Below are 18,909 nucleotides of genomic sequence, written 5' to 3' on the forward strand. Positions count from 1 at the left end.
CGTAGAGTTGACGACGCTATCTGGCTCCGTTCACCCTGAGCTTGTCGAAGGGCCTGTTTCGGACAAGATGGCCCGATGGCGGAGCGGGTGCTTCGACAAGCTCAGCACGAACGGATTGGGAGATTGGATCCAGCCGACCCCCGGCCGCTCCAATCAGGGTCGGGCGGCGCGGGCGGCCTCGGCGCCGTTGGTCAGGTCCGAGGCGCTCCAGCCGCCGCCCAGCGCCTGGACGAGGGCCACCGCGGTCGTCTGGCGGTCGAGCTGCGCCTGGATCAGCGCGCGCCGGGCGGTGAGCGCGGTGGCCTGTGCGCTCACCACGTCGGTAAAGACGACGATCCCCGCGCGATACTGATCGCGCAACGAGGCTTCGGATTTGTCGGCGGCGAACGAGGCGGTGCGCAGATACGCCTCCTGCCGCGCCAGGATCTGCGACGCGATCAGATCGTCCTGCACCTCCTGAAAGGCGGTCAGCGTCACTTGCCGGTAATTCGCCACCGCCGCGTCATAGGCGGCCCGCGCCTGCGCGACGCGGGCACGGCGGGCGCCGAAATCGAGCAACGTCTGCGCCACCTGCGCGCCGAGCGACCAGAGCGAGGCGGCGGACGAGAACAGGCCGGACAACGCGTTGTTGTTGAAGCCGCCCTCGGCCGAGAGGTTAACGGTCGGGAAGAAGGCGGCGCGCTGCACGCCGATCTCGGCATTGGCGGCGGCGACCGCGCGCTCGGCCGCGGCGACGTCGGGCCGGCGCTGCACGAGCGTCGCGGGCACGATGGCGGGCACCGCGGGGACGGCGGGAGTCCAGTTCGGGCCCATCGACGCCAGGGTGAAGCTTGCCGGGTTTTCGCCGACCAGCACCGCGATCGCATCCTCATATTGCGCACGCGTCCGCCGTTCGCCCTCCAGATCGGATTGCGCGGAGGCGAGCTGCGATTGCGCCTGATAGCTGTCGGTGCGCGCGACGATGCCGGCATTGTAGCGGTTGGTCGCGATGGTCAGCGAACGCTGATAGGCGTCCGCCGTCGCCGCCAGGCTCGCGATCTGCGCATCGACGGCGCGCAGCGACAGATAGTCGGTGGCGAGTTCGCCCTCCAGCGCGAGCCGGGCATTGGCCAGATCGGCCAGCCGCGCCTGTTCGGTCAGCCGGGCGTTGCGCGTGGTGTTGGTCAACTGGCCGAACAGGTCCGGCTGCCAGGCCGCATCCAGGTTCACGCGGTAATTGGTGGTGGTGCGGCCACCGGTGGTGATCGTGCCGGTGGTGGTTCCCGTGCTCGTCGTGGTGCCCGCGCCGGTTCCCGTTCCAGTGCTGCCACTGGCGATCGTGCCGCCGGTGACGACCGCGGTGTTGCCGCCCGAATAGGTGTGGGTCACCTGGCCGTTCGCCGTCACCGTGGGGAAGAGCGCGGCACGCGCCTCGCGCGTGGCGGCGCGTGCCTGGCGAGAGGTGGCGGCAGCTTGGGCGAGCGTCTGGTTGTGCGCCACCGCGCGCGCGACGAGATCGTCGAGCGTCGGATCGGCGAAGCCCGTCCACCAGTCCGCGCGAGGCTGGTCGTCGGCGGGGCTCGCCATCTGCCAGCCGGGCGCGGTCTTCCAGGTGCCGGGCACGCCCAGCGCCGGTCGGTCATAATGCGGCGCGAGCGAGCAGCCGGCGAGGGCGCCCGTGGCCAGAAGGGCGATGGAACGGCGGAGGATCATGCGGGTCGCTCGCTGAGGCGCAGCCGCCGTTCGCGCCGCCGCGTCCGCCGCGTGGCGAGACGGTCGAGCGCGACATAGACGACGGGCGTGGTGAAAAGGGTGAGCAATTGGCTGGCGATGAGGCCGCCGATGATCGCGACGCCGAGCGGCTGACGCAATTCGGCGCCCTCGCCGAAGCCGATCGCCAGCGGCAGCGCGCCGAGGGCTGCGGCCAGCGTCGTCATCAGGATCGGGCGGAAGCGCAGCAGCGAGGCTTCGCGCGCGGCCTCCTCGGCGCTGAGCCCGCGGTCGCGCTGCGCATGGATCGCGAAATCGATGATGAGGATCGCGTTCTTCTTCACGATGCCGATCAGCAGGAACACCGCGATGAGCGCGATGATCGAGAAATCCATGCCCATGATCATGAGGCCCAGCACCGCCCCGACGCTGGCGGCAGGCAAGGTGGAAAGCACCGTCAGCGGATGGATCAGGCTTTCGTAGAGGATGCCGAGCACGAGGTAGATGGTGACGAGCGCGGCGAGGATCAGCAGCGGCTGCGATCCCTGGCTCTGCTGGAATTGCAGCGCGGTGCCGGCGAACGCGCCGTGCACGGTGGTGGGCATCGCGATCCGCGCCTCGGCGGCGGTGATCGCGGTCTGCGCGTCGGACAGCGCCTTGCCGGGCGCGAGATCGAACGAAACGGTGGCGGCCACCTCGGTGCCCTGATGGTTGACGCTGGCCGCGGTCGGCGCCTGACCGAAGCGGGCGATGGCGGGCAGCGGCACCATGTTGCGCACCGTGTTGGCGAGCGCGGAGCCGGTCGACGGGTTGCGCAGCGCGGGGTTGGTCGAGACGGTCGCGGTGGCGCTTTGGCCGGAGGCGGTGCTGGCAGTGCCGTTCGCCACCGCGACGCCCGTCCCGGTGGCGGCGCCGTTTGCCGCCCCTTGCGTCGTCAGCCCCGACGACAGGCTGCTGCCGCTGCCGCCCGCGCTGCCCGACGTGCTGGCAACGCTGGTCGTGGCCGACGCCGTGGCACCCGCCGGCACGCGGATGTCGGGCAGCGCCTGCGGCCCCTGCGCATCGGCCTGCCGCCAGCCGAGGATCACGCTATACTGGTTGATGTCTTCATAGATGGTCGCGACGTTGCGCTGGCCGAACGCATCGTACAGCGCATTGTCGACGTCGCGCGGGGCAATGCCGACGCGCGAGGCCGCATCCTTGTCGATCGTCACGAAGCTTTCGACACCGTTCTCGGCCAGATCGCTGTCGACGTTCTTCAGGACCGGGCTGGCCTCCAGCGCCTTGGTCAGCTTCTGCGACCAGGTCTTCAGGTTCGCGGTGCTGTCCGCCATCAGCGTATATTGGTAGGTCGCGTTGCCCTGCCGTCCCCCCGCGCGCAGATCCTGTACGGGGTTGAGGAACAGGCGGATGCCCTTCACCGGCTGGAGATGCTGCTGGAGCCGCGCGATCACCTTGGTGCTGGTCATGCCGTGGCGCTGGCCGATGGGTTTCAGGCCGACCATGATGAACGCGCCGCCCGCGCGATTGCCGCCGGTGAAGCCGACGACGCTCTGCACCGCGCGATCGGCCTTGATGATGCCGATGATCTGGCGCAGCTTGTCCTGCATCGCCTGGAACGACACGCTTTCGTCGGCGCGCACGCCGGCCATCAGCAGCGGCGATTCCTGCTGCGGGAAGAAGCCCTTGGGCACTTCGATATAGAGATAGACGGTCAACCCCACGACCGCGACGAGCAGCAGCAGCATGAGCCGCTTCATCTGCAGCGCCCAGTCGAGCGCGCGGGCATAGCCGCGCTCGACCCGCACCCAGCCGCGCTCCAGCCATTGCGACGCGCGGCCCGGCCGATGCTCGGGCGAGACAGTGTCGGCGCGCAGGAACCAGGCGCACAGCATCGGCGTGGTGGTGAGCGACAGCACCAGGCTGATCATCACCGCCACCGACAGCGTCACCGCGAATTCGCGGAACAGCCGCCCCACGATCCCGCCCATGAAGAGGAGCGGGATGAACACCGCGACGAGGCTGAGCGAGATCGACAGCACGGTGAAGCCCACCTCGGACGCGCCGCGCAGCGCGGCGTCGAACCGGTTCATCCCCGATTCGAGATGCCGGGTCGTGTTCTCGAGCACGACGATCGCGTCGTCCACCACGAAGCCGGTCGCGACCGTGATCGCCATCAGCGACAGATTGTCGAGGCTGAAGCCGATCAGGTACATCACGCCGAACGTGCCGAGCAGCGACACGATCGTGGCGACGGCGGGGATCATCGTTGCGCGCACGTCGCGCAGAAACGCATAGACGACGATCACCACCAGGATCAGCGCGATGACGACGGTGATCTCGATCTCGCGGATCGACGCGCGGATCGAGCTCGTCCGGTCGCTGGCGACATCCAGCCGGATGTCGGCCGGGATCTGCGCGCGGATGCCGGGCAGCTCCGCGGTGATGGCGTTCACCATCTGGATCAGGTTGGCGCCCGGCTGTTGCGTGATGTTGACGATGATCGCGCGCTTGCCGTTGTAGAGCCCCAGCGTCCGCGTGTCGGCCACGCTGTCGGTCACTGCGGCGATGTCCTCCAGCCGCACCGCGCCGCCGTTGCGCCAGGCGATCACCAGCGGGCGGTAATCCGCCGCCACGCGCCCGGCGGCGTTGGTGTAGATCTGCCACGATCGGCCGTTGGTGCCCTGCACCAGCCCCTTGGGACGGTTCGCGTTCGCCGCCTCGATCGCGGCGCGCACGTCCTCCATGGCGATACCGTAGCTGTTGAGCCGGTACGGGTTCACGTCGACGCGCACCGCGGGCAGCGATCCGCCGCCCACCTCGACGTCGCCGACGCCCGGGATCTGGAGCATGCGCTGCTGGATGATGTTCGACACCGCGTCGTACACCTGGCCCGCGGTGCGCGTATCCGAGGTGAGCGCGAGCGTGACGACCGGCTGGTTGGCCGGGTTCACCTTGCGATAAGTGGGGTTCTGCTTCAGCGTCGCGGGCAGGTCGACGCGCGCGGCGTTGATCGCCGCCTGCACCTCGCGCGCAGCGCCGTCGATATTCTTCGACAGATCGAATTGCAGGATCACGCGCGTCGAGCCGAGCGAACTGGACGACGTCATCTCGTTCACGCCCGAGATGGTCGACAGCCGGCGTTCGAGCGGCGTCGCCACGCTCTGCGCCATCACCTCGGGGCTGGCGCCCGCCAGATTGGCGGACACTGCGATCACCGGCAGGTCGATCTGCGGCAGCGGCGCGATCGGCAGCGAGAAGAAGCCCGCGATCCCCGCCAGCGCCAGCCCCACCGTCAGCAGGATCGTCGCGATCGGCCGCCGGATGAAGGGCGCGGAGAGGTTCACGGGCGGGCTTCCGGCCCGACATTGGGGGTGGCCTTCACGCCCCAGCCGCGCGCGGCGAGCCGCTGCTGCGCGCGATCGAAATAGAGATAGACGATCGGCGTCGTGAAGATCGTGAGCAACTGGCTGACCAGCAGCCCGCCGAAGATCGCGATGCCCAGCGGCCGGCGCAGCTCGGCGCCTTCGCCCAATCCCACCATCAGCGGCACCGCGGCGAACAGCGCGGCGAGCGTCGTCATCAGGATGGGGCGGAAGCGCAGGATCGCGGCCTGGCGGATCGCCGCGATCGGCGCGAGCCCCTCGTCGCGTTCGGCCGCGATCGCGAAATCGATCATCATGATCGCGTTCTTCTTCACGATGCCGATCAGCAGCACGATGCCGATGATCCCGATCACGTCGAGATCATGGCCGGTGATCCACAGGGCGAAGAGTGCGCCGACCGCGGCCGAGGGCAGGGTCGACAGGATCGTCACCGGGTGGATGAAGCTTTCGTAGAGCACGCCGAGCACGATGTAGACGCACACCAGCGCGGCCAGGATCAGCCAGAGCTGGTTCGAGAGCGACGAGGCGAACGCGCCCGCCGCGCCGAGGAAGGTGATCGTCACGCCGCGCTTCAGTTGCAGGTCGTCCACCGCCTTCTGGATCGCATGCGTCGCGGTGCCGAGCGAGACGCCGGGCGCGGTGTCGAAATTGACCGTGGCGGCGGGGAACTGGCCGACATGCGTGATGGCCAGCGGCGACTGCCCCTCGGTGATCCGCGCGACGGCGTTGAGCGGCGTCGCGCCGCCCTGTGCGGGCAGATGGAGCAGCCCCAGTTGCTGCGGATCGGTGACGAGCCCCGCGGCGGCCTCGAGGATGACGCGATACTGTGTCGTCTCGGTGAAGATCGTCGAGACGATGCGCTGGCCGAACGCGGAATAGAGCGTGTCGTCTACGCTGGAGGCGGTGATGTTGAGGCGCGCCGCGGTGTCGCGGTCGACGGTGACGACGGCGGACGCCCCCATTGCGCCCGCATCGGTGGAGATATTGGCCACCTTCGTCACATGGCCGAGCGCCGCGGCGATCCGCTTGGCCTCGGCGGTGACGTCCGCGGTGTTCGAGCCCTGCACGGCGATCCGGTATTGGGTGGGGCCGCTTTCCGCGTCGATCGTCAGATCCTGCGTCGGCTGGAGATAGAGCGTCACGCCGGGAATGCGGTCCACCGCGTCCTTCAGCCGCGCCATCAGCCGCTGCTGGTCGTCATGGCTGGTCTTCAGGTTGACGAGCATCGTGCCGGTGTTGAGCGCGGCGTTGTTGGCGCCGTCCACGCCGACGAACGACGACAGCGATTCGACGTCGCCGTCCTGAAGGATGGTCCGCGCCGCCTGGAGCTGGAGCGCGGCCATCCGGTCATAGGAGACGCCGGCGGACGCGACGATCCGCGCCTGCAACTGGCCGGTGTCCTGCGTCGGGAACAGCCCCTTGGGGATGACGAGGTACAGCCCCACCGTCAGCGCGAGCGTGGCGATGGCGACAAGCAGCGTGGCGAACCGGCGCGCGAGCACGAAATCGAGCGCGCGCTCGTAACGGCGCTCCACGCGCTCGAACAGCGCCGCCGATCGCTGCGCGACGCGGCTCGGGCGCTCGTCGCCCGGTGCCTTCAGCCAACGGGCCGACAGCATCGGCGTCAGCGTCAGCGAGACCACCGCGGAGATCAGGATCGTCACCGCCAGCGTCACCGCGAATTCGCGGAACAGCCGGCCGACGATGTCGCCCATGAACAGCAGCGGGATCAGCACCGCAATGAGGCTGACGGTAAGCGAGATGATCGTGAAGCCGATCTCGCCCGCGCCCTTCAGCGCCGCCTCGAACGGCGGAATGCCCTCCTCGATATGGCGCTGGATGTTCTCGATCATCACGATCGCGTCGTCCACCACGAAGCCGGTCGCGATTGTCAGCGCCATGAGGCTCAGATTGTCGAGGCTGTAGCCGAGCAGGTACATCACGCCGAATGACCCGATCAGGCTGATCGGCACGGCGAGCCCGGCGACGAGCGTCGCGCGCGCCGAATGGAGGAAGAAGAAGATCACCAGCACGACGAGCGCGACCGCGAGGACGAGTTCGAATTCGACGTCGTGCACCGAGCTGCGGATGCCCGTGGTGCGATCGGCCAGGATCGTGGCATGCAGCCCGGCCGGCAGGCTCTTCAGCAGTTCGGGAAGCTGCACCTTGATCGCGTCGGTGGTGGCGATGACATTGGCGCCCGGCTGGCGCTGGACGTTCAGGATGATCGCCGGCGTCGTGTTGGCGAGCGCCCCCAGCCGCGCGTTCTCCGCACCCTCGGTCACCTGCGCCACGTCCTTCAGCCGCACCGGCGCGGCGTTCTGATAGGTGACGATCAGGTTGTCGTAGTCGTCGACCGATTCGAGCTGGTCGTTGGCGTTGATCTGGTAGGATCGGTTGGGCCCGTCGAAACTGCCCTTGGCCGAATTGGCGTTGGCGTTGGTGATCGCGGTGCGGATCTGCGCCAGGCTGAGCCCGTAGCTCGACAGCTTCTGCGTGTCCGCACGGATCCGGATCGCGGGCTTCTGCCCGCCGGCCAGTCCGACCAGACCCACGCCGGTGATCTGGCTGATCTTCTGCGCCAGGCGCGTGTCGACGATCGACTGGACCTGGGTGAGCGGGATCGTGGTCGAGGTGATCGCGATCGTCAGGATCGGCGCGTCGGCGGGGTTGATCTTGGCATAGACCGGCGGCGCGGGCAGGTCGGCTGGCAGCAGCGCCTGCGCCGCGTTGATCGCCGCCTGCACCTCCTGCTCCGCCACATCGAGCCCTTCGGCGAGCGTGAACTGGAGCGTGATGACCGACGCGCCCGACGCGCTGGTCGATTCCATTCGCGCGAGGCCCGGCATCTGCCCGAACTGGCGCTCCAGCGGCGCGGTGACCGTCTGGCTCATCACCTCGGGGCTGCCGCCGGGATAGAGCGTCGTTACCTGGATCGTCGGATAATCCACCTGCGGCAGCGCGGACAGCGACAGCAGGCGAAAGCCGACGAGCCCGGCCAGCACGATCGCGACCATGAACAGCGCGGTCGCGACCGGCCGCAGGATGAAGAGGCGGGACGGGCCCATGGTGGCGATCAGCCGCGCTGACGCCGGCCGTGCCGTCCGCCGCCACCCGTCGCCGGCGCATCGCCCGGCAGCGCCACCTTCGCGCCCTCGGTCAGCCGGTCGCCGCCATCGGTGACGATCGTTTCGCCGAGCGCCAGCCCCGAGACGATCTGCGTCCGGTCGGCGCCGACGATCCCCGTCGTCACCTTGCGTTCGGTGACGGTGCGGTCCGGCTTCAGCAGCCAGACGAAGCTGCCGTCCGGCCCCGAGCGGATCGCGGCGGGCGGCACCGTGACGGCATCGGCGACGGTGTCGATGGTGAGCCGCACGTTGACGAACTGGCTGGGGTAGAGCTGGTAGCGTGCGTTGGGGAAGCGCGCCTTGCCCTTGATCGTGCCCGTGGTGGTATCGACCGCGTTGTTGAGCGTGGAGAAGCGCCCGGTGTCGAGCGTCTGTGTGCGCGTGCTGTCGAGCGCGATCGCGGGGATCTCGGCACCGGCGGCGATGCGCTTCTGGATCGCGGGCGCCTGTTGCTGGGGCAACGCGAACTCGACGTCGATCGGCTGCAGCGTCGTCACCACGACGATTCCGTTGGTGTCGCCCGCGCCGACATAATTGCCGATATCGACCACGCGCAGACCGACCCGGCCCGATACCGGCGAGACGATCCGGGTGAAGCCCAGATTGATCCGCGCCGCGTCCACCTGGCCCTGGTCGATCGCGATCGTGCCCTGGAGCTGGCTGACGAGCGCGGCCTGCGTGTCACGGTCCTGCCGCGCGATCGAATCCTGCTTCAGCAGCGTGTCGTAGCGTTCGAGCAGGACGCGCGCGTTCGCCAGTTGCGCGCGGTCGCGGGCGAGCGCGCCCTGCGCCTGGAGCAGCGTGGCGCGATAGGGCCGCGGATCGATGACCGCCAGCGGCTGGCCCTTCGCGACATTCTGCCCCTCGCGGTAGAGGATCTGGACGATCGTGCCCGATACCTGCGGCCGCACGGTGACGGTGGCGGCGGGCGTGACGGTGCCCAGCGCCTCGACCTGGATCGGCAGATCGGCCTGCGCCGCCTTGGCGGTGCCGACCGTCGTCGGCTGCTGCATGCCGCCGCCGGGCCCGCCACGCCCGCCGCCGCCACCGCCGCGCCGCCCGCCACCACCGCCCTGTCCACCCGAGTTCGACGCGCTGTTGTGCGACAGGAACACGGCGAAAGCGATGAGCAGCAACAGCCCCAGGATGCCGCCGATCCAGCTGATCGTGCGACCTCGCGCGGACAGGCGCCTTGGCAGCGGGTCCGAAACGGCGCCGGTCTGCATCGCCGACGGGTCTTGGGGATCATATTCGGTCATGCTGACTCCGTCGCCGTCGACCTGATCTTCACCGCCCGAGGCGGCACGCTGTCAAGCCGCCGCCGCTGCTTTCGTGTTGCCGTAAGGACGATCGCGTTGAACCGTGGATGAATGCCCGGCCATTCAGCGCGTGGCGGCGACCCAGGCGTCGATCTTGGCCTCCAGCACGGGCATCGGCAGCGATCCCGTGTCGAGCACCTGCGCGTGGAACGCGCGCGGATCGAACTTCGCGCCCAGCGCCGCCTTGGCCTTGTCCTTGGTGCGCTGGATCGTCAACTGGCCGATCTTGTAGGCCAGCGCCTGTCCCGGAATCGCGATGTAGCGCTCGACCTCCGCGGTGGCGTCGGTGCGCGCCATCGGCGAATTGGCGAGCATATAGTCGATCGCCTTGTCGCGGCTCCAGCCCTGCGCGTGGATGCCGGTATCGACCACCAGCCGCATCGCGCGCAGCATCTCGTCGTTGAGGCCGCCCATCCGCTGATAGGGATCGGTTTCCATTCCCAGATCGTGCCACAGCGATTCCGAATAGAGCGCCCAACCCTCGACATAGGCGGTGTTGCCGCCGAAGCGCATGAAGGCGGGCAGCGCCACATTCTCCTGCGCCAGGCTGATCTGGAAATGATGGCCCGGCACCGCCTCGTGCAGGAACAGAGTCTCCATCTCCCACATGTAGCGCGAGGGCAGGTCGTAAGTGTTGTAGTAGAACACGCCTGGCCGCGATCCGTCGGGCGTGCCCTGCTGGTAGGATCCGCCGGCGTCGGTCTTTTCCTTGTACGCGGGCACCGGGCGGATCTCGAGCGGGGTCTTGGGCGTCAGCGAGAATTGCTCGGGAATGCGCTGATACACGCGCCGCCCGATCGCCTCATAGCCCGCGCGGAGCTGTTCGGCGGATTTGGGCGCAAAGCGCGGATCGGTGCGCAGGAAGGTGAAGAACTCGGGCAGCGTCCCCTTGAAGCCCACGGCGACGCGCTGCGCCTCCATCGCCTTGGTGATGCGCGCGACTTCGGACAGGCCGAGATCGTGGACATAGGTGGCGGTGAGCGGCAGCGTGGTGTTCTGTTCGATCAGATAGGCATAGAGCCGGTCGCCGCCCGGCATGCCCGACAGCCCCACGCTGTCGCGTGCGGCGGCGAGATAGGTGCCGCTGAGGAAATCGCGCATCCGCCGTTCGGCCGGGATCACCACGTCGCGGATCTGCGCGGCATAGGCGGCGCGCAGCCGCGTTTGATCGGCGGGGGTGATGGTGGCGGGAAAGCGCTTGAGCGGGGCGTAGAAGGTCGATCCCTCGACGCCTTGCGCGATCAGATTGTCGAACTGGCCGATCATGTTGCGCACGACCAGCTTGGGCTGGACGATGCCCGCCTGCATGCCCTGGCGGAATCGGCCGATCGCCTCGTCGAGCAGCACCGCATATTGCGCGTTGCGCTTCAGGTTGTTCTCGTAATCGACCAGCGTCTTGAACGGCGCGGCGCCCTGGCCCGAAGCGAAATCGGGATAGAAGGTCTGGATGCCGTAGAAATGGTCCATCGGCCGCACGACGGTGAGCGCGACGAGATCGGGCTGGAGCCCGCGCAGGCCGATCGCGGTCTGGTTCTTGAACACGTCATAGGCCACTTGGTCGACATGGCTGAGCCGGGCGCGGTCGATCCGCGACAGTGCGGCGAGATCGCTCTCCGCGGCAGCCTTTTCGGCGGCGATCGATGCGTCCGAGAAGAAATCGCCCAGCCGATCGGCATAGCGCAGGTCGCCGCGGCTGATCGCGCTCACCGGGTTGCGCTTCAGGCTGGCCTCGTCGCTGTCGTAGAACAGCCGCTTCAGCGTCGCATCCTCGGGCCCGTCGCCCGGCAGCGGCACGGGCGGCGGCAGCGCCTGCGCGAAGGCCGGGGCGGCAGTGGCGGCGAGCAGGGCGGCGATCAACAGGCGCAAGCGGCGTTTCCCTTCGAAGGATTCGCCGTCGTTATGATCGCGGGTGGGCGCTCCGCCAAGCGGTTTGAAGCGCCGCCCTATTCTTCTGCGACGCCGGTATGCACGTCGAACTGCGTCAGCGTCGCCGGGCCGAAGGTGGTGGTCAGCGCGGTGTCGGTCGCGTCGCGGCCGCGCGCCATCAGGATGCGCCCGATCCGCGGCTTGTTGTGGCGCGCGTCGAACGTGTGCCAGGCGCCGCCCAGATACACGTCGAACCAGGCGGAAAAATCCATCGGACCGGGGATCGGCGCGATCCCGATATCGCCCAGATAGCCGGTGCAATAGCGCGCCGGGATGTTCATGCAGCGGCACAGGGTGATCGCCAGATGCGCGAAATCGCGGCACACGCCCTGCTGCTCCTGATGAGCGTCCCACGCCGTCTTGGTCGAGCGGGCGTGATGATAGCCGAACTCGATATGGTTGTGGGTGAATTCGACGATCGCCTGCACCCGCTCCCAGCCGGATTTCACATGGCCGAACAGCCCCCAGGCGGTGTCGGACAGCCGGTCCGTCTCGCAATAGCGGCTGCCGAGCAGATAGATCAGCACGTCGTCGGGCAGGTCCTCCACCGCATGCTGCACCGCATCGGGGCTCTGCAGATCGGGCTCGCCGCTGTCGTGGATGGTGAAGTCGCAGCTCAGCGTCAGGCCACCGACCGGCACGGTGACGCGCGTGCAGACATTCCCGAACGCATCGAGATAATCGTACATCGGCACATCGGGTGTCGCGACGATCCGCTGCAGCGTCCGCAGGTCCTTGTTGCGCGACGGATGGATGCTGAGCATCGCCATCATCGGCGTGGGGCTCTCGGTGTCGAAGCGGATGTCGTAGCCGGCGCGGATCAGCATGTCGCGATACTCCTGGGGGTGGGGGCTGCGGATTGCAGCGCCGGCGGATCGACGGTGATGTCGACCGATATGGTCATGTCGAGGAAGCTGCCGGGAAAGCCGCTCCAGGTGCCCGAGATCGGCACCGCCTGGTAAAGATCGCGCGCGATCGCGACGCGGATCAGCCCGCGGTTGCCGACGATCCCGTTGGTGGGATCGAATTCGACCCAGCCCGATCCGGGCAGATACACGCGCACCCAGGCATGGGTATTGCCCCCGCCGGTGCGCTGCTCGCGGCGCGTGGGGCTGTAGACATAGCCGGAGACGAAGCGCGCGGCGAAGCCCAGCGCGCGGACCGCCTCGATCATCAGCATCGCATAGTCGCGGCAGGTGCCCTTGCGGCGCTCCAGCGTCTCGATCGGCGTCTGCGTGCCCTTTTCGGGGCGCGCGACATAGGTGAAGTCGCGGCGGATCGCCGCCGTCATCGCCGAGAGCATCTCGAGCGTATCGGTCTGCCCCGACGCGCTGACGAAGCGTCGCGCCCAGGCGTCGATCCGGCGCTGCGGATCGTGATGCTGGCGCTCGATCGAACGCAGCAGATCGGGCATTTCCTCGGACGAATAGGTGAAGGGATAGAGCCGGGCGTAATCCTCGATATCGACGTCCTGCACTTCGGCGGGGCGGTGATCGAGGCGGATGCGGCTGTCGAACACCAGCTCGGCGGCGGTGCGGTCGAACGTGGCGATGGCCACCGAATTGCCGAACACGTCCTGCAGCCAGCGGATATCGGCGGGTTCTGGCGTGATCGCGAGCGTCGCGTCGACGAGATGCTGGTCATAGCTTTCGCGCGGGCGCACCATGATCCGGTGCTCGCCAAACGCCACCGGTTGGCGGTAAGTGTAGCGCGTGATGTGCGAAAGGGTGAGCAATGGCATCGGTACGTACCCCGTGAGCGACGAACCGACCGACCGGCTGCTGGGGACCGATGATGCCGCGCCGGTCCAAACAATCAACCCCAAAGGGCGATCATCGTTCCTGCTGATCGGCGATCACGCCGGCAATGCGATCCCGCAGCGGCTCGGCACGCTGGGTTTGGAGCCCGCCGAGCGCGTGCGGCACATCGCGTGGGACATCGGCATCGCCACGCTGGGCGCGTTGCTCGCCGAGACGCTCGACGCGGTGTTCGTGCGCCAGACCTATTCGCGGCTGGTGGTGGACTGCAACCGGCGGCACCAGGCGCCCGATGCGATCGCGCCGGCGAGCGACGGCACGGTGGTGCCGGGCAATGCCGATCTGACCGAGGCCGATCGCGCCCGGCGCTTCGCCGAGATCCACGAACCCTATCAAGCGGCGATTGCCGCAGAGATCGCGCGCCGCGATGCGGCGGGGCAGGCGACGATCCTCGTCTCGCTGCACAGCTTCACGCCGGTGATGCGCGGCTTCGCGCGGCCCTGGGAGGTGGGGATCCTGCACGATGCGGGAAATACCGGCTTCTCGCACGCGATGCTGGCCGCCCTGCGCGCGGAGGGCGACCTGACAGTGGGCGACAACGAGCCATACCGGATGGACCTGATCGACTATACCATTCCCCGCCACGCCTATCCGGCGCTTCGCCCCTATGTGGAGATCGAGGTGCGGCAGGATCTGATCGGCGACGCGGCGGGCTGTGCCGCGTGGAGCGAGCGGCTGGCCCGCGTCCTGACGCGCGCGGCGGGGTAGGGGGGCGTTTCCGACGATCGTTCCCCGGCCTTCGCCGGGGAACGAGACGGGGATCAGGGCCCGCCCGCCACCTGCGCGCGATAGGCCGCGACGATCTCCGCGGCGATCGCGTCCGGCGTGCGCATCGCGCCGTCGGCCATGGTGGAGACGGTGGCCCAGGCGCCCAGCATCCCGGTCGCGCCGATCGCGGTATAGTTCGCCCGCACCCGCGCCTGGAGCGCATCGTCCGCCTCGTTCTCGTCCAGCCCGCGGTCGGTGTAGGAGCGCTGCTGTTTCTGAAGCACCTGCCGGCGCGCGCGATCGAGCGGGGTGTCCAGGAAGATCGAGAGATCGGGCGCGGGCAGCGCGAACTGCACCGTCTCCAGCGCAACGATCCACCGCATCAGCGCCGCCGCCTCGTCGGCGGGCACCTTGGATGCCTGATAGACCATGTTGGATGCGATGTAGCGATCGAACACGATCACGTCGTTCTCCGCCGCCGCGCGCGCCAGGTGGTCGCGCGATTCGTAGCGGTCGAGCGCATAGAGCACCGCCGCCGCCTGGGGCGAGGCGGTGCGCGGCAGTCGGCCGGACAGCAGCTCGCCGAGCATGTGGCCGCCCATCGTTTCGGCATAGCGCGGGAACGAGATCACCGTCGCGCGCGTGCCGGCGGCGTTCAGCCGTGCGGCGACGGCGGCGGATGCGGTGGCCTTGCCGGCGCCGTCGGCGCCCTCGATCGCGAGAAGGAAGCTCATGGCCAATGCCCTAGCGCAAAGTCGCGCGCGGAACACCGTGCGGCGTGGCGATCAATCGCGCCGCCAGAGCTGCGTCTTGCAGAGGAAGCGCCCCATGAGGCAGCCCTTCACCCGGATCGTCTGCGGATCGGCGAGCGTGATGGTCGAATCGAAGCTGCGGCCCATGTCGGGCACGAACAGCGTGCCGCTCCACACATTGTGCCCGCTCGGCTTGTAATCGCGCAGCAGCGCCACGCCGATCAGCGCCGCGCCGCTGCCGCGTTTCGCATCGGCCTCGGCGGCGGCCGAGGCGCGCACCACCCATCCGCAGGTGGCGGCGCCGCAGGGGCCGGTGCGCACGGCGACGCTGTTGCTGGGATTGTGCCACACCCCGTCGATAACCGGCGCGGGCGCGGGCAGGGCGGCTGCCATCAGCAGGGCTGCGATCATCGGGGCTCTCGAACACAGGAGGGAACGCGCCGGCGCGCGTCGTCAGCCCGCCCGCCCTGCACGGACCGCGATGAACGCCGCGTGGACGGCGGATGACGAGCGCGTCACCCCTGCGCCTGCGCCTGGTGGCGCGCATGGTGGCGGATCACCTCGTCGATGATGAAGCGCAGGAACTTCTCGGAAAATTCGGGATCGAGCCGCGCTTCGGTGGCCAGCCGCCGGAGCCGCGCGATCTGGCGTTCCTCGCGGCCCGGATCGGCGGCGGGCAGGCCGGTCGTCGCCTTGTGCCGCCCCACCGCCTGCGTGACCTTGAACCGTTCGGCGAGCAGGCAGACGAGCGCGGCATCGATATTGTCGATGCTCTGGCGATAGCCGTCCAGGATCTCGTCGGGCATCGTCGGCAGCTCCCATCATGGTGATGCGCCGATGTTGCCGGGTTCGGCCGCCCCGGGCAAGCGCCGGTACGAGGCCACAAGGCTTGCCTTGCGCCGCCCCAGCCGTCAGAGGCTCAGCGCATCATGAGCGCCACGATCCACCGCCTCGACTCCCGCCAGCCGCCGTCGCTCGAGCCGATGGTGAAGCTGGTCGCCGGCGACATGAATCAGGTGAACGCGGTGATCCTGTCGCGGATGCAGTCGGACATTCCGCTGATCCCCGAACTGGCCGGCCACCTGATCGCGGGCGGCGGCAAGCGGATGCGGCCGATGCTGACGCTCGCGAGCGCGCAGGCGATCGGCTATACCGGCACGCGCCACCACCGGCTGGCGGCGGCGGTGGAGTTCATCCACACCGCCACGCTGCTGCACGACGACGTGGTCGACGGATCCGATCTGCGCCGCGGCAAGCGCACCGCCAACATCATCTGGGGCAATCCCGCGACCGTGCTGGTCGGCGATTTCCTGTTCTCGCGCGCGTTCGAGCTGATGGTGGACGACGGCAGCCTGAAGGTGCTGAAGATCCTGTCGAGCGCGTCGGCGATCATCGCGGAGGGCGAGGTGAACCAGCTCACCGCCGCGCGCCGCATCGATCTGGCCGAGGATCGCTATCTCGACATCATCGGTGCCAAGACCGCCGCGCTGTTCGCCGCCGCCTGCCGGATCGCCGCGGTGGTGGCCGAACGCCCCGAGAGCGAGGAGATCGCGCTCGACACCTATGGCCGCAATCTGGGCATCGCGTTCCAGCTCGTGGACGATGCGATCGATTACGTCTCCGATGCGGGCACGATGGGCAAGGACAGCGGCGACGATTTCCGTGAGGGCAAGATGACGCTGCCGGTGATCCTGGCGCATGCCCGCGGTTCGGCGGACGACCGGCGCTTCTGGAAGGACGCGGTCGAGGGGCGGCGTTCCACCGATGCCGATCTGGCGCATGCGGTCGGCCTGATCCGCGCGACTCGCGCGATCGACGACACCATCGCGCGGGCGCGCCATTACGGTCAGCGCGCGATCGACGCGATCGCCGGGCTCGCATCGGGCAAGGCCAAGGACGCAATGACCGAAGCCGTCGAATTCGCGGTCGCCCGCGCCTATTGATATCGAGTTCGATGACGATACCGCCACCCGTTCGCCCTGAGCTTGTCGAAGGGCCTGTCCGGAATGCGAAGGCCTATGCGGAGAGAAGGTGCTTCGACAAGCTCAGCACGAACGGTAAGGGAACCGGGGCCATCTGGCGTCGTCGATCCTAACGGCAGAAGCCCGCATGATCGTCCTCCAGATGGAGGTGGTTGCGGTGCGCGGCGTTGTAGTCGGGGCTCAGCACCGTGCCGAATCGTTTGCAGGCGGAGACATGGACCGTCTGGAGAAACCCGCGCACCTGCGGATCGGGTGAGTTCCAGTCGTTCAGGACCGTGATCCGGCGGCCGTCCTTCAGCACCACGCCGCCGAAATCCACCGCATTGGCGATCGCATGGCCCGAGCGGCGATCGGCATTGCGCACCGAGCCGACGACGTTGCGGCAGGCATAGCTGCCCATCCCCTCGACTCGCGCGATCTCGCTGCCGAGCATCTGATAGGCGGCGGGCGCCAGCGCGTTGCGCGTCCAGCTCGCGAACGCGCGCGCCTCGCCGCAGCGAAGCGCGGTGATGCCGGTGACGGGCACGCCGATGTCGATCAACTGCACCGCGCCGAACACGCCGCAGCCGGTGCCGTAATCATGATCGGGCAGGGTGCGGTAGGACACGCCCATGCGGGTGAGGTCCGCCTCGCACTGCGCGGTCTCGCGAATCGCGGGCCGCGCCGGCTGGCCACGCGTGGCGGCGGGATGCTCGACCCGGCCGCACCCCGCAACGAGGAGGGCGAGGAGCGCCCATCGCATGTCCGTTCGCGTCATGCGTGGCGAAGCATCGTTCTTCATGCGCATAGACGTAGAGAGAAGACCTGCCCGCCGACAAGCTCGGCACGGACGGGAAAAGCCACCGCTCGTCCGTGTCCGGCCATTCTGCTTGCCACAATGCTCCTGCATCCCTAACGCCGTCGACGGGCCACGCCGCCCCAACGCGGCGCGTGCTCTCTGTGAGGAGAGAGACATTGACGGATACGCTTACCGCCCCCGAATCGGGCGCGACGACGAAGCCTGCCACCAAACCGGCACGCCCCTATTTCTCCAGCGGCCCCTGCGCCAAGCCGCCCGGCTGGGACGCGGCGAAGCTGGCCACCGCGTCGCTCGGGCGCTCGCACCGTTCCAAGATCGGCAAGCAGCGGCTGCAATATGCCATCGACCTGATGCGCGAGACGCTGAAGCTGCCCGACACGCACCGGATTGGCATCGTGCCGGGCTCCGACACCGGCGCCTATGAGATGGCGATGTGGACGATGCTGGGCGCCCGGCCCGTCACCGCGCTCGCCTGGGAGAGCTTCGGCGAAGGCTGGGTGACCGACGCGGTCAAGCAGTTGAAGATCGATCCGACCGTCATCCGCGCCGATTACGGGCAATTGCCCGATCTGGCCGCGGTCGACTGGTCGAGCGACGTGCTTTTCACCTGGAACGGCACCACGAGCGGCGTGCGCGTGCCCGATGCCGACTGGATCCCCGAGACCCGCGAGGGCCTGTCGTTCGCCGACGCGACCTCGGGCGTCTTCGCCTATGACATCGACTGGGCGAAGATCGACGTCGCGACGTTCAGTTGGCAAAAGGTGCTGGGCGGGGAAGGCGCGCACGGCGTGCTGATCCTCGGCCCCCGCGCGGTGGAGCGGCTGGAAAGCTATACGCCCGCCTGGCCGCTGCCCAAGGTCTTCCGCCTCGTGTCGAAGGGCAAGCTGGCCGAGGGCGTGTTCAAGGGCGAGACGATCAACACGCCGTCGATGCTGGCCGTCGAGGACGCGATCTTTGCGCTCGAATGGGCCAAGGGGCTGGGGCCGGACGGGCTGATCGCGCGCAGCGACGCCAACGCCGCCGCGCTCGACCGGATTGTGGCGGAACGCGCCTGGCTCGGCCATCTCGCCGCCGATCCCGCCTCGCGTTCCAAGACCAGCGTGTGCCTGACCGTGGAGGGCGCGGACGAGGTGCTCATCAAGGCGATGGCGTCGCTGCTCGAAAAGGAAGGGGTGGCCTTCGACGTGGCGGGCTATCGCGATGCGCCGCCGGGCCTGCGCATCTGGTGCGGCGCCACCGTCGACACCGCGGATATCGTGGCCCTCGGCGCTTGGCTCGACTGGGCCTACGCGACCGCCAAGGCGGGCTGAACCCACCCTCTTCCGTTCGCCCTGAGCTTGTCGAAGGGCGTGTCACAAACGTTACCGTTCCGGGCATGGGCTTCGACAGGCTCAGCCCGAACG

At 68.6% G+C, this 18,909-nt stretch carries 14 protein-coding genes; 3 read left to right on the forward strand and 11 right to left on the reverse strand.

What is annotated here, in order from left to right:
• Nucleotides 1-153 precede the first annotated feature (153 nt).
• From L8H00_RS04040 to L8H00_RS04070, 7 genes are all read right to left on the reverse strand, one after another.
• Nucleotides 154-1,692 carry an efflux transporter outer membrane subunit gene (locus tag L8H00_RS04040; RefSeq protein WP_242095962.1) on the reverse strand — a complete coding sequence of 513 codons (1,539 nt, stop codon included), beginning with the start codon at nucleotides 1,690-1,692 and terminating at the stop codon, nucleotides 154-156.
• Nucleotides 1,689-5,036 carry an efflux RND transporter permease subunit gene (locus tag L8H00_RS04045; RefSeq protein WP_242095963.1) on the reverse strand — a complete coding sequence of 1,116 codons (3,348 nt, stop codon included), beginning with the start codon at nucleotides 5,034-5,036 and terminating at the stop codon, nucleotides 1,689-1,691. Before L8H00_RS04045 ends, L8H00_RS04040 begins: the two co-directional genes overlap by 4 nt.
• Nucleotides 5,033-8,143 (reverse strand): efflux RND transporter permease subunit, encoded by a 3,111-nt coding sequence (locus L8H00_RS04050; RefSeq protein WP_242095964.1) that lies wholly within the window; start codon nucleotides 8,141-8,143, stop codon nucleotides 5,033-5,035. The genes L8H00_RS04045 and L8H00_RS04050 overlap by 4 nt, the downstream gene beginning before the upstream one ends.
• 8 nt (nucleotides 8,144-8,151) lie before the next feature.
• The gene (locus L8H00_RS04055; RefSeq protein ID WP_242095965.1) at nucleotides 8,152-9,462 is read right to left on the reverse strand and encodes an efflux RND transporter periplasmic adaptor subunit; all 1,311 of its coding nucleotides are present in this window, start codon (nucleotides 9,460-9,462) and stop codon (nucleotides 8,152-8,154) included.
• 123 nt (nucleotides 9,463-9,585) lie between these two features.
• On the reverse strand, nucleotides 9,586-11,388 hold the full coding sequence (locus L8H00_RS04060; protein WP_242095966.1) for a DUF885 domain-containing protein: 1,803 nt from the start codon (nucleotides 11,386-11,388) through the stop codon (nucleotides 9,586-9,588).
• 77 nt (nucleotides 11,389-11,465) lie between these two features.
• Complete coding sequence (locus L8H00_RS04065) at nucleotides 11,466-12,275, reverse strand: transglutaminase family protein (protein ID WP_242095967.1); 810 nt, start codon at nucleotides 12,273-12,275, stop codon at nucleotides 11,466-11,468.
• Nucleotides 12,269-13,189, reverse strand: coding sequence for a transglutaminase family protein (locus tag L8H00_RS04070; RefSeq protein ID WP_242095968.1), 921 nt, complete (start codon nucleotides 13,187-13,189; stop codon nucleotides 12,269-12,271). Before L8H00_RS04070 ends, L8H00_RS04065 begins: the two co-directional genes overlap by 7 nt.
• A gap of 13 nt (nucleotides 13,190-13,202) precedes the next feature.
• On the opposite strand from L8H00_RS04070, the gene L8H00_RS04075 reads away from it, so the two are divergent.
• Nucleotides 13,203-13,973 carry an N-formylglutamate amidohydrolase gene (locus L8H00_RS04075; RefSeq protein WP_242095969.1) on the forward strand — a complete coding sequence of 257 codons (771 nt, stop codon included), beginning with the start codon at nucleotides 13,203-13,205 and terminating at the stop codon, nucleotides 13,971-13,973.
• Nucleotides 13,974-14,026: 53 nt separating this feature from the next.
• Here the strand turns inward: L8H00_RS04075 and L8H00_RS04080 are convergent, their stop codons facing one another.
• The 3 genes from L8H00_RS04080 to L8H00_RS04090 form a co-directional block, all read right to left on the reverse strand.
• Nucleotides 14,027-14,707 carry a thymidylate kinase gene (locus L8H00_RS04080; RefSeq protein WP_242095970.1) on the reverse strand — a complete coding sequence of 227 codons (681 nt, stop codon included), beginning with the start codon at nucleotides 14,705-14,707 and terminating at the stop codon, nucleotides 14,027-14,029.
• Nucleotides 14,708-14,758: 51 nt separating this feature from the next.
• Complete coding sequence (locus L8H00_RS04085; protein WP_242095971.1) at nucleotides 14,759-15,136, reverse strand: DUF2147 domain-containing protein; 378 nt, start codon at nucleotides 15,134-15,136, stop codon at nucleotides 14,759-14,761.
• A 104-nt stretch (nucleotides 15,137-15,240) separates the two neighbouring features.
• Nucleotides 15,241-15,531: a chorismate mutase gene (locus L8H00_RS04090; protein WP_242095972.1), complete on the reverse strand. Its 291-nt coding sequence runs from the start codon at nucleotides 15,529-15,531 to the stop codon at nucleotides 15,241-15,243.
• Between the two features lie 123 nt (nucleotides 15,532-15,654).
• Here L8H00_RS04090 and L8H00_RS04095 point away from each other — a divergent pair, with 123 nt between their 5' ends.
• Nucleotides 15,655-16,668, forward strand: coding sequence for a polyprenyl synthetase family protein (locus tag L8H00_RS04095; RefSeq protein ID WP_242095973.1), 1,014 nt, complete (start codon nucleotides 15,655-15,657; stop codon nucleotides 16,666-16,668).
• A 148-nt stretch (nucleotides 16,669-16,816) separates the two neighbouring features.
• Here the strand turns inward: L8H00_RS04095 and L8H00_RS04100 are convergent, their stop codons facing one another.
• Entirely contained in the window at nucleotides 16,817-17,449 is a 633-nt protein-coding gene (locus tag L8H00_RS04100) for an extensin family protein (RefSeq protein ID WP_242095974.1), read from the reverse strand.
• A gap of 212 nt (nucleotides 17,450-17,661) precedes the next feature.
• On the opposite strand from L8H00_RS04100, the gene L8H00_RS04105 reads away from it, so the two are divergent.
• Entirely contained in the window at nucleotides 17,662-18,816 is a 1,155-nt protein-coding gene (locus L8H00_RS04105) for a phosphoserine transaminase (RefSeq protein ID WP_242095975.1), read from the forward strand.
• The last annotated feature ends 93 nt before the right edge of the window (nucleotides 18,817-18,909 follow it).

It is taken from the genome of Sphingomonas sp. CROZ-RG-20F-R02-07 (genome assembly GCF_022662335.1).
Lineage (GTDB): Bacteria > Pseudomonadota > Alphaproteobacteria > Sphingomonadales > Sphingomonadaceae > Sphingomonas.